Genomic DNA, 12,232 nt, shown 5'->3' on the forward strand with positions numbered 1-12,232 from the left:
GGTATGCCAATTCACAACTGGGGAATTATTTTGAATCAATTTTTGGCTATATTTGAAAAAAGGCTCCGAATTTAAAAGCAAATCCGAAGCCCCTGTTTTTTACTTACACAGTTTATGGGATAGTGTCATTTTAATTTCAAATACCGACTAAAAAATTCATAGGTACGAAGCATTTGATCAATTCTTTGACGGTTATTTTTACATATTAAATCACCCATGTAAGTGGATGACATAATTGAATTCTACTTTCTTTTCATTTTATTCCAAAATTTCCATTTCAGTAAATAAAACCTGAAGACCATTGGGTGAAAGTTGAAGTTAGCCAACATTTCTAAATTTCATTAAATCAGTTACTTCAATTGGAATGGATAATGAATTCTGAGCTCTTGTAAAAAATCCAAGGAATAGGATAAATAAGAGTAGATAAATTTTCATGTTGAAAGAATAAAATTTGATGGTTAAGGTACTAACTAAAATACTTTATGCATAAAAAATGCTCGGAGAAGAATCTCAGAGCATTTAATAATAAGTTTATGAACATTAAATCAATTTTAAAATTTCTTCCCCAATTGCATCTGTTCCTAAAATCATAGAAGGATCCGTTGTGGAATCAGCAATGTCGCGAGTTCTAAATCCTTTTTTCAAGACCTGATCTACCGCGTTTATAACTACTTCTGATTCTTCTTTCATCCCAAAAGAAATGTCCAACAATAATGCAGCAGATAAAACAGAAGCCATCGGATTAGCTAAACCTTTACCTGTGATATCATGAGCAGATCCATGAATTGGCTCATAAACACCCGTACCATCTCCAATCGATGCCGAGGCTAACATACCCATGGAACCCGCAATTTGCGAAGCTTCATCGGTCAAAATATCTCCAAATAAATTCGCGGTAACTACTACATCAAAACGTTTAGGATCTTTGATCAAAAGCATAGCCGTAGCATCCACAAATTGATATTCAACTTCTACGTCAGGATACTCTAAAGCTAATTTTTGAATTTCTTCTCTCCATAAACGTGAAGATTCTAATACATTTGCCTTATCGACAGAAACTAATTTTTTTCTACGAGTTCGTGCAGCTTCGAAAGCCTTACGACCAATTCTTTCTACTTCATAACGACTGTATTCAGCTACATCGTAGGCTGTATTACCATCATTCTTTCTACCTTTTTCGCCAAAATAAATATCTCCGGTTAACTCGCGGAAAAACAAAATATCAGCACCTTTCAAAATTTCAGGCTTAATGGAAGAAGCACTTAACAATTCATCGAATAATTTAATCGGGCGTAAATTGGCATATAAACCCAATTCTTTACGCATTTTCAATAAACCTTGTTCCGGACGAACTTTAGCAGAAGGGTCATTATCATATTTTGGATGACCTACAGCACCAAATAAAACAGCATCTGAATTTTTCATTTTTTCCAATGACTCAGCTGGAAGTGGATCACCAGTCGCCTCAATTGCTACGTGACCGATTAATGCTTCATCATAAGTAAAATCATGATTAAATCTTGCTGCAATCTTATCTAAAACTTGTTTACCTACAGCTGTTACTTCTTGTCCAATTCCGTCACCAGGGACGATTAATATATGCTTTTTTGCCATTAATTGTATGTATTTAAAAAATCAAATTTAACATTTTTTGAGTTGCCTTGATGGCAGAAACTGTTTGATCACAATCTAAACCTCTTGTAATCAATTCTTTGGAACCTGTATGCCAAGTGATAATGGTTTCACAAAGAGCATCTGACTCCCCTCCTGGGGGAATCCGAACAGCATAATCTTTTAATTGCGGTAATACTTTGCCATACTTTTGAAAAACAATTTGCAAAGCTTTCATGAATGCATCGTATTGACCATCTCCTTGCGCATGTTCTTCGTAATATTCTCCGTCTATCGATATTTTCAATGTCACCGACGGACGCAATTCTTTCGAATGAGTTAAAACATAATTGATAATTTGAACACGTTCATTGATCGTATTACTATCTAACACATCTGAAATAATATAAGGCAAATCATTTTGAGTTACGACCTCCTTTTTATCTCCTAGTTCAATGATACGCTGAGTGACTTTTTTCAAGTCGGCATCAGACAATTGAATTCCTAATTGCAATAAATTGTTTTCAATATTTGCTTTGCCACTGGTTTTGCCTAAAGCATATTTACGCTCTCTACCAAATCTTTCTGGCATCAAATCATTGTGGTATAAATTATTCTTTTTATCTCCATCAGCGTGAATTCCGGCTGTTTGGGTAAATACATTTTCCCCAACGACTGGGTTATTTACAGGAATTCTAAAACCAGAAAATGTTTCAACTAATTTACTGACGGTATACAATGATTTTTCGACAACTGAGGTTTGCACCTCTTTCATATAATCATTCAATACAGCTATTACACTGGCCAAAGGAGCATTTCCTGCCCTTTCACCCATTCCATTGACCGTTAAATGAAGGCCATGACAGCCGCTTGATACAGCTTCAATGGCATTAGCCGTGGCTAAATCATAATCATTATGTGCATGGAAATCGAAATGAAGGTTCGGATATAAAGCAACTAATTCCGAAATAAATAATCTAACCTCTGAAGGAATCAAAATTCCTAAGGTATCTGGTAAAAGAACTCGTTTGATGGGTTGGTCTTTTAAAAAATCCAAATAGCTGATGACATAATCTTTGCTATTCCGCATTCCATTCGACCAATCTTCTAGGTACACATTGACTTCCAGTCCTTTGGAAGTAGCTAATTCAATGGTTTCCTGAATTTCTTTAAAGTGTTGCTCAGGTGTTTTCTTCAACTGATGCTTTAAATGATTTAATGAACCCTTGGTTAACAAATTCATTACTTTGGCTCCTGATTCCAACATCCAATTGACCGAAGTCCCTCCATCAACAAATGTCAAAACCTCTACCTTACCTAAAAAGCCGTTTAAAGCAGCCCATTCCGTAATTTTCTTGACAGCTAGAAATTCACCATCTGAAACACGAGCTGAAGCTATTTCAATTCGATCAACTTTTAATTCTGTCAATAATAATTGTGCAATGGTTAATTTTTCTGAAGCAGAAAAAGACACGCCGCTGGTTTGTTCACCATCGCGGAGAGTCGTGTCCATTATTTCAATATGTCTTTTCAAAGGATTATCGATTGGATGCAAATGTTTGGATTTCCCCTTTCATCGCTTGAAGGTAATCAATATCATCAAAACCATTGATCATATTGTTCTTTTTATATCCATTGATAGCAAAAGATTCACTTTGACCGGTGGCCAATAAAGTAATCGTTTGATCCGGTAAATTGATTTCTAATTCGGTGTTAGGATCAGCGGCGATGGCACTGAAAATAGTATCAGCAAATTCTGGACTTACTTGAACAGGAAGTACACCAATATTCAAGCAATTTCCTTTAAAAATATCTGCAAAGAAACTTGATACTACAGCTCTGAAACCGTAATCGTAAACTGCCCAAGCAGCGTGTTCACGGGAGGAACCTGAACCAAAGTTTTTTCCACCTACTAGAATTTTTCCAGTGTAGGTTGGATTGTTTAATACAAAATCTGTTTTTGGAGTATTGTCTCCATTGTATCTCCAGTCTCTGAAAAGATTATCACCGAAACCTTCTCGTTTAGTTGCTTTTAAGAAACGAGCAGGAATTATTTGATCAGTATCCACATTTTCAATTGGCAAGGGTACTGCAGAACTTTTTAAAATTGTAAATTTATCGTAAGCCATGTCTAGCGTATATTAAAATTATTATAAGAATTCTCTAGGATCTGTAACTACACCACTGATGGCAGCAGCAGCAGCAACCAATGGACTCGCTAATAAGGTTCTAGAACCTGGTCCTTGACGACCTTCAAAATTTCTATTTGAAGTACTCACTGCATATTTACCTGCTGGAATTTTGTCATCATTCATCGCTAAACAAGCGGAGCAACCCGGTTGACGTAATAGGAAACCTGCATCAATTAAGATATCATAAATTCCTTCATCTTTGATTTGTTTTTCAACCACATGAGAACCAGGAACTACCCAAGCAGTCACATGATCCGCTTTTTTGCGTCCTTTGATAATGGAAGCAAATGCACGAAAATCTTCGATTCGTCCATTGGTACAAGAACCAATAAAAACATAATCTACTTTTTTGCCAATCATGCTATCGTCTTCTGAGAAGCCCATGTATTGCAATGATTTTTCATAAGTTGCAGCTCCTCCTTCTACTTCACCAGATTTAGGAATATGTTTGGAAATACCGATACCCATTCCTGGATTGGTACCATAGGTAATCATAGGTTCAATATCTGATGCACTGAAATTGATTTCTGAATCAAATTCTGCTCCATCATCTGTTTTCAAAGTTTTCCAATAGGCTAATTGTTTATCCCAATCAGCACCTTTAGGCGCTAATTCACGGCCATCTATGTAATCGAAAGTGGTTTGGTCTGGTGCAATCATTCCACCACGAGCACCCATTTCAATACTTAAATTACAAACCGTCATACGTCCTTCCATGGACATATTTTCAAAAACATCCCCAGCGTACTCCACAAAATAACCCGTTGCACCAGAAGTCGATAATTTAGAAATGATGTATAACGCCACATCTTTGGGCGTCACGCCTTTTCCTAATTCGCCATTAACATTGATGCGCATTTTCTTTGGTTTAGGCTGCATGATACATTGAGAAGACAATACCATCTCCACCTCTGATGTACCAATACCAAAAGCAATTGCTCCAAATGCACCGTGCGTTGAGGTATGTGAATCTCCACAAACAATGGTCATACCAGGTAAAGTAATACCATTTTCAGGTCCCACTACGTGAACAATCCCATTTTTCGGATCACCTAAACCCCAATGAGAAATACCGTATTTGGCGGTATTAGTTTCCAATTGCTTCAATTGATTCGCAGACAAAGGATCCTCTACAGGTAAATGCTGATTGATGGTAGGTGTGTTATGATCGGCAGTGGCAAATGTATATTCAGGAAACATGACACCAATCCCTCTTTCTTCTAAGCCTAAAAAAGCCACAGGACTTGTTACTTCATGGATAAAATGGCGATCTATAAAAAAAACATCTGGACCATCTTCAATATTTCGAACTACATGCGAGTCCCAGACTTTGTCGAATAAGGTTTTTGGAGAGTTACTCATTTTTATAATTTTATTATTTATTAAGCACTATACTAAAGAATTAAGCAACAAAAATGCTATTTTTTTACGAAAAAAACAATATTTAAGTGATTCAAAGGCATAGAAAAAAAGATTTTTCTTGTTCAATTGTTCTAAATTATTACCCCAAATATCCATTAAATAGAATCACGAGCAATCACTTGAAATGGATTTTCGATTTGCTCTTTGGAATTGGCCTTGATTAATTGCGCTACACTGGTTCCTAAATTGATAAAATCTGTTGAAACTGTGGTAATGCCTCTAAAAAGTAAGCGTTTTAAAGGTGTTTCATTGTAAGAAATAATTCCAACATCTTGTCCTAATTCGAGTTTGGATTCTAAAATTTTGTCCAAAAGTAGGATCAAATCATTTTCCATGACACAGATATAAAGTTCTCCATTTTTTGGGGTGATATCTTTGGCGGAGGACAATATTTCACGTTCATACCCATAATGCTGACAAAAACGCATGAATCCATTGACGATTTCCAAGGGATAATAACTGGTATTGGGAAAGATGATTTTTAATGTGTGGTACTTTTTTAATGATTCCGAAATTTGACTTAAAGCATTAAAAATATCTTTTTCAAAATTCTCGTAAACAGCTCCGAAATTGCCTTGAATCCCTGGAAGTAATTTATCCACTAAATAAAGTTTTTCTTTGGGTAAGTGGTTGATTAATTCACGGGCATTTTCCTCTCCATCTAGAAAATGGGGGATAATCACAATATGCGAATAATCTCGATCTCGGGATTGAATGATTTTCTTAAATAGATTAAAATCATTGTTGTAAATAAAAAAATCCACACTCGCATTCTCCCCTAACTCTTCTACAAAAGAATCATAAATGATTTTTTTGTGTTCACTTAATTTATTAAAAAGAAGAAACACGCGCAAATCAAAAGATAAATTATCAACAAGAATATAAAAACCTTTCCCTCTTACAGATGCAATTATACCCTTTGATTTCAGATAATTATAAGATTTCTCAACAGTGATTCTGGAAATATAATTTTCAAAACTCAATTCATTGATGGAAGGCAATACATCGCCTTTCTTAATTTTCTTTGTCCGAATTCCTTCAATCACCGAATTGGCAATTTGCAGGTATTTAGGAGTAGATGAAAATGCATCTATTTGTAAAATATGGAAAAGATTATTTTCGCTCATTTAGTTTAATGAATTACCAAAACCTACAATTAACACTGAAATCAAAATAACAGCAATTCCGCCTAAAATCGTCCTCATAGTGCTTTTAGACACACCTTGCCATTCTTTAAAATAAAGTCCCCACACGTTGGAGGTTAAAATAATGGTAGCCATGTGTAATATCCAAGAACTAGCTCCATTTCCTAATTTACTCTCGCCCATACCGTAAAAAAAGAATTGTAAAAACCAGGTGGTTCCAGCAACGGCAGCAAATAAATAATTCATTTTTAAAGGTGATTTGGGATTGGCATAATCACCGAAGGTTTTATTCGAAAAATTTAGGTACATGCACCAGATGAAATTGGTTGTAAATCCTCCCCAAAGCACCACGATAAAAATGACATTGTTTTGAAATAAAGGATCACATCCATTGGCAATAGCACCATCTGCCATTAATTTGCCAGCTTCTAGTCCGAAGTTAAAACATGCACTCAAAAGGCCTGAGATAGTCGCCACTATCAATCCTTTACTTAAACTAAATTCTTTGATACTCAACTTTTTTTGCTCATCCGACAATTCCTTTTCTTTCATCATGCCAGCTTTGCCACACAGATAAATCCCTAACAAGCATACCAATATTCCAAACAATACCCATCTCCCACCAGTGCTACCAACAATCGCTGAAATGGTATCGCCTTCCATTCCAGTAATTTCTCGATAAATGGGTGGAACCAATGAACCGAAAATACTGCATAAACTAAGTGCAATTGACATACCTAATGACATACCTAGGTATCTCATAGCTAGTCCAAAAGTTAGACCACCAATTCCCCAAAGTACTCCAAAAGCATATGTCCAAAATAAAATATCGCTATCCGTTTGTTGAATAATTTGCATGAAATTAGGAATGGTTAGATAAGCCGCTACATAGGGAACTAAAATCCAAGAAAAAACACCACCCACAATCCAGGCGCTTTCCCAGGACCAAACTTGAATTTTTCGATAAGGAATGTAAAAACTCCCGGATGCGAATCCACCCAGACTGTGAAAAAGTAAACCTAAGATTGCTCCCATATTGATTAAATAGATTTTATTAAATGTAAAGATTAAATAAGGTATTGTTTACTTATTTTAAAAATATTCAACCAAAAATAAAGAAACAAACAATGTCAACTATTATTTAAGTGATAAGGATAGTTACAAGAAAAATAGACCATCTAGTTTGAATAATGTCTTGTGAATGATGAAGCATTGGCAGAGAAAAGTCGAAGCCAAAAGTGGTATAACAAGAGAAAAAAGAGTAAAAAAAACTTTGAGTAAGTGTCAAATTAAATAATGTTACACATGTGACACAAAGATTTTCAACTCGATTAATAATGATTTAGGAATAATTTTATGGAAATACTTTCTTAAAACATTGATTTTGCTTATTTTTGCACCACATTAGTTCAATCTAATGAGGACTTGTAGCTCAGCTGGTTAGAGCACCTGACTCATAATCAGGGGGTCCATGGTTCGAGCCCATGCTGGTCCACAATGAAAAAAACACTTACTTATGAATTTAGGTAAGTGTTTTTTTTTACAAATTTTTCAGTAAATTTCATTTTTAAACCTATCAACTATACCCTCTTTGAATGTCTCCTATTTCAAGTCAACTTGATTTTCTAGGATTACTAGGTAGATGCCACCCAATGTTGGTGCACCTTCCCATTAGTTTGCTTTGGTTGGCATTGGTATTTGAATTGATATCCATAAAACAAAAAAATGATCCTCACCGATTAGCCATTGCGTATATCTTACCTATTTCTGGAATTTCATCCCTGATCTCTGCTATTTTGGGATTCATTTTAATCAACCAAGAGGAATATACTAGCAATAATGTCATTATTCATCAATGGTTGGGCATTTTTACAACTTTAATGACCATTATTAGTCTTTTGGCCCACCATTTTAAAGAGAAAAAATCCTTTCAAATCACCTTAATCATTAGTGTTTTGGCAGTCAGCATTACCGGACATTATGGTGCTTTATTAACCCACGGAGATAATTATTTACAACTATCATCTAAAAAAACAATTCAAGATTCATCCCTAACTATTCTTGATACCTCCAGTCAAAAACAAATTGATTTCGTAAAACCAATTAGCCAAGAAGAAAAAATTGCCATTCAGGCGGTTGAAATTTTACAAAATACTTGCGTGGATTGCCATGGAAGCAAAAAAATCAAAGGAAAATTAAGGCTAGATTCAGAAAATAATCTTTTAAAAGGTGGTGAAAATGGGCCGGTTTTGGTGAAAGGGCATCCCGAAAAAAGTGAACTGATTCGGCGGATTTTATTACCTGCTGATGACGAGGATGCCATGCCTACAAAAGGGAAACGATTGAATAAGAATGAAACTCTTGTATTAAAATCCTGGATTAAAAACGGTGCAATTTGGCCCCATAAGAATCAACCAGCAAATTTCTCTACAAAAGAAACTTTACCAACAAAAGGATTAGATGATTTCCATCAAATCCCACAAAATACGATTGTCAATAAAGGACCATCAACTCATGAACCACATTTACTCGACAATCAAGAACAATTATCAGTCAATCAAATTGCCGAATTAAACATCCAAGTGCGGACCATTTTGGCGCATAATTGTTACAGTTGCCACGATGGTCAAAAAGCCAAAGGCGGATTACGTTTCGATAAAAAAGAATTTATTTTCAAAGGTGGTAAAAATGGCCCGGTAGTCATTCCTGGAAAACCTGAACAAAGTGAAATCATTCGACGCATTAAACTTCCCGCCGAGGATGAAGATGCGATGCCAACAAAAGGAAAGCGTGTTAGTAGAGAAGAAATTGAGCTTTTATCATTTTGGATTAAAAACGGTGCTTTATGGCCTGAAGGTCCCGATAAAAGCTTGTACAGAGTAGCCGAAATGGCGCCAAGATTACCCAACATTCCAAAGGCGACCGGTACCTTGGTATCCCCTATCGATTTATTGGTCAATGATTATTTTAAAAAGCAACACATCCTTTGGCAAAAACCTGTAAGCGATGATATTTATATTCGCCGTATCTATTTGGATATCATCGGATTGCTACCCAAACCAGAAGAAATACAGACTTTTAAAAATAACAGCAACCCGAAAAAAAGAGAAATCTTAGCCCAAAAATTAATCCAGCAATCCAATGATTATAGTCAGCATTGGCTCAGCTTTTGGAACGATTTATTGAGAAATGATTATTCAGGGACAGGTTATATCACGAACGGGCGTTTTGGAATCAGCAAATGGTTGTATAATTCCTTGAAAACGAACAAATCCTATAATCAAATAGCCAAAGAATTAATCAATCCAAGCAAAGATTCACAAGGATTTATCAAAGGTATTGCCTGGAGAGGAACCATTAACTCGAGTCAAAGCACTGAAATGCAAGCCGCTCAAAATGTATCGCAGGTATTTTTTGGTTTAAATCTCAAATGTGCTTCTTGTCATGATAGTTTTATCAATGATTGGAAATTGGAAGATGCCTATAACTTTGCCAATATTTTTTCTGAAAATAACTTAGAAATTCATCGATGTGATTTACCAACTGGCAAAATGGCGAAGCGAAAAGTTCTGTATAGCAAGGAATTAGGTGAATTAAAAGATAGTCCGATTTCTTCCGAAAGATTAATTCAACTAGCCGACATCATTGTTCAAAAGAAAAATGGTCGTTTTTATCGAACTTTTGTCAATCGAATTTGGGCACAATTAATGGGTAGAGGAATTGTAGAGCCATTGGATGCCATGGATAATGAACCATGGAGTCAAGATTTATTGGATTACTTGGCTTACGATTTTTCCAATTCCAATGGGAATATCAAACAATTAATTTATCAAATTGTCACCTCCAAGATTTATCAACAACCAAGTTTTGGGATCAAGGATCCTCAGATTTTAACTTCCTCAAATTTTATTTTCAAAGGTATGCTTAAGCGTAGATTAAGCGCGGAACAATTCTCCGATGCGGTTAGTCAAAGTTTTTTTCCACTTTACAAAACTGAAGCTTTGGAGAAAAAAGCATTACCTGATGAAATCAGCAAAGAAATACCATTTGTTAGAGCTAGTTTGGTCAAAAATGATGCTTTTTTAACTGCGTTAGGGCGACCCAATCGAGAAACAGTCAGCACTTCCAGAACTACACAAGCTAATTTATTGCAAGCGCTGGAATTAACCAATGGTTCACTATTTAATCAAACCTTGAACAAAGGCGCCCAAGAATTAACTCAAAAATTTCCATCAAGTTCGAAATTGATTGATCAGCTTTATTTAAATGCCTTAGGTCGATTACCCACCCAAAGAGAGAAAAGGACAGCCTTACAGTTTATAGGTCAAAAAACAACGATTGAAGGAATTCAAGATTTAGCTTGGGTTATTACCTTATTACCTGAATTCCAATTAATCATTTAGTTAAGCAATGCCATATGAACAAAGAATGGAATCGTAGAGAATTTTTGCAGAATACCAGTTTGGCTACATTGGCTGCCATGGGATATCATTCGCCCGTTAAACATCTGTTGACCCAACCTGAACAAACCTTAGCCAAAATAGCACCCACAGCCGATTCGGTTATTTTACTTTGGATGGCTGGAGGCATGGCGCATACAGAAACATTTGATCCAAAAAAATATACGCCTTATGAAAAAGGTATGGAAGGAAATCGAGTGTTAAGTACCTTCCCATCTGTGCCGACAAAACTAGATGGAATCCATTTTTCAGAAGGTTTAGAATCCATTGGGAATGTGATGGATAAAGGAACGTTGATTCGTTCGTATGTGGCTGCCGATTTAGGACATATTTTACATTCTCGTCATCAATACAATTGGCATACCTGTTATGAGCCCCCACAAACAGTTGCCGCGCCACACATTGGTGCTTGGATAGCCAAAGAATTAGGGCCTAAAAACCCTGTAATACCGGCTTTTATAGATATTGGCCAACGATTTACGGTTGGTGAAGCAGAAGAATTAAAAGCATTTCATACTGCAGGCTTTTTAGGAAATGAATTTGGACCTTTTTTTATTCCTGATCCTAGTCAAGGACTCGAAAGCGTTCGTCCGCCGGTTGGCATGAGTTTAAAAAGATTTGAAAGTAGAAATAAACTATACAAGGAACTGATCCAAAAGAGTCCTTGGCAAGATTATGGAAGTGAATACCAAAAAGAATCGCTAAAAAGATCCATGGAGCAAGCTTATATTCTGTTAAATTCACCTGAATCGAAAGCGTTTAATTTAAGCGATGAACCCAAGGAAGTTTATGATAAATACAATACTGGAAGATTTGGTCTAGGTTGTTTGTTAGCAAAAAGGTTAATTGAAAATGGAGCTCGTTTTATCTCAGTAACAACCGAATATGAACCCTTCGTAGGTTTTGATACCCATGAAAATGGTCATACGAGAATGGCAGGAATGAAAAAGCTAATTGATAGTCCTATCGCCCAATTAATCAAAGATTTGGACCAATCTGGACGGTTGGATAAAACCTTGATTGTGATTGCATCGGAATTTAGTCGGGACATGATGGTAGAAGGAAGACCTGATGCTAAAGTAAAAGAGCAAGTGAATCAACCTGATATATTAAATGATATCAAATTTTATGGCATGCATCGACATTTTACAGATGGATGTTCGGTTTTGATGTTTGGCGGAGGGATAAAAAAAGGATATGTTTATGGTAAAACGTCGGATGAGAGACCTTGTAAAACCATTGAAAATCCGATAAAAATTGATGGAATCCACCAATCCATTTACCATGCTTTAGGTATTCAACCCGATACACACTACGAAATTGAAAAGAGGCCATTTTATACCACTCCCGATGGAAAAGGTAAACCTGTGAAAGAATTATTCATTTAATTTTGGTATTTTTG

8 protein-coding genes and 1 tRNA gene are annotated in these 12,232 nt (G+C 35.8%); 3 read left to right on the forward strand and 6 right to left on the reverse strand.

What is annotated here, in order from left to right:
• Nucleotides 1-540: 540 nt before the first annotated feature.
• The 6 genes from leuB to rhaT all read right to left on the reverse strand — a co-directional run bounded on the left by leuB (nt 541) and on the right by rhaT (nt 7,405).
• Complete coding sequence (gene leuB, locus V7S76_RS08825) at nt 541-1,614, reverse strand: 3-isopropylmalate dehydrogenase (RefSeq protein WP_459509725.1); 1,074 nt, start codon at nt 1,612-1,614, stop codon at nt 541-543.
• A gap of 13 nt (nt 1,615-1,627) precedes the next feature.
• Nucleotides 1,628-3,124 (reverse strand): alpha-isopropylmalate synthase regulatory domain-containing protein, encoded by a 1,497-nt coding sequence (locus V7S76_RS08830; protein WP_459509726.1) that lies wholly within the window; start codon nt 3,122-3,124, stop codon nt 1,628-1,630.
• Between the two features lie 25 nt (nt 3,125-3,149).
• On the reverse strand, nt 3,150-3,740 hold the full coding sequence (gene leuD, locus V7S76_RS08835) for a 3-isopropylmalate dehydratase small subunit (protein WP_459509727.1): 591 nt from the start codon (nt 3,738-3,740) through the stop codon (nt 3,150-3,152).
• A gap of 21 nt (nt 3,741-3,761) precedes the next feature.
• Nucleotides 3,762-5,165 (reverse strand): 3-isopropylmalate dehydratase large subunit, encoded by a 1,404-nt coding sequence (leuC, locus tag V7S76_RS08840; protein WP_459509728.1) that lies wholly within the window; start codon nt 5,163-5,165, stop codon nt 3,762-3,764.
• Between the two features lie 155 nt (nt 5,166-5,320).
• A complete protein-coding gene (locus V7S76_RS08845) occupies nt 5,321-6,352 on the reverse strand; it encodes a GntR family transcriptional regulator (protein ID WP_459509730.1) in 1,032 nt (343 codons plus the stop codon).
• The gene (rhaT, locus tag V7S76_RS08850) at nt 6,353-7,405 is read right to left on the reverse strand and encodes an L-rhamnose/proton symporter RhaT (protein WP_459509731.1); all 1,053 of its coding nucleotides are present in this window, start codon (nt 7,403-7,405) and stop codon (nt 6,353-6,355) included.
• Nucleotides 7,406-7,791: 386 nt separating this feature from the next.
• Here rhaT and V7S76_RS08855 point away from each other — a divergent pair.
• The 3 genes from V7S76_RS08855 to V7S76_RS08865 all read left to right on the forward strand — a co-directional run bounded on the left by V7S76_RS08855 (nt 7,792) and on the right by V7S76_RS08865 (nt 12,218).
• A tRNA-Ile gene (locus V7S76_RS08855) sits at nt 7,792-7,865 on the forward strand.
• A 100-nt stretch (nt 7,866-7,965) separates the two neighbouring features.
• Entirely contained in the window at nt 7,966-10,773 is a 2,808-nt protein-coding gene (locus V7S76_RS08860) for a DUF1549 domain-containing protein (protein WP_459509732.1), read from the forward strand.
• Nucleotides 10,774-10,787: 14 nt separating this feature from the next.
• On the forward strand, nt 10,788-12,218 hold the full coding sequence (locus tag V7S76_RS08865) for a DUF1501 domain-containing protein (protein ID WP_459509733.1): 1,431 nt from the start codon (nt 10,788-10,790) through the stop codon (nt 12,216-12,218).
• The last annotated feature ends 14 nt before the right edge of the window (nt 12,219-12,232 follow it).

The sequence above is a fragment of the Aquirufa sp. ROCK2-A2 genome (assembly GCF_054558485.1).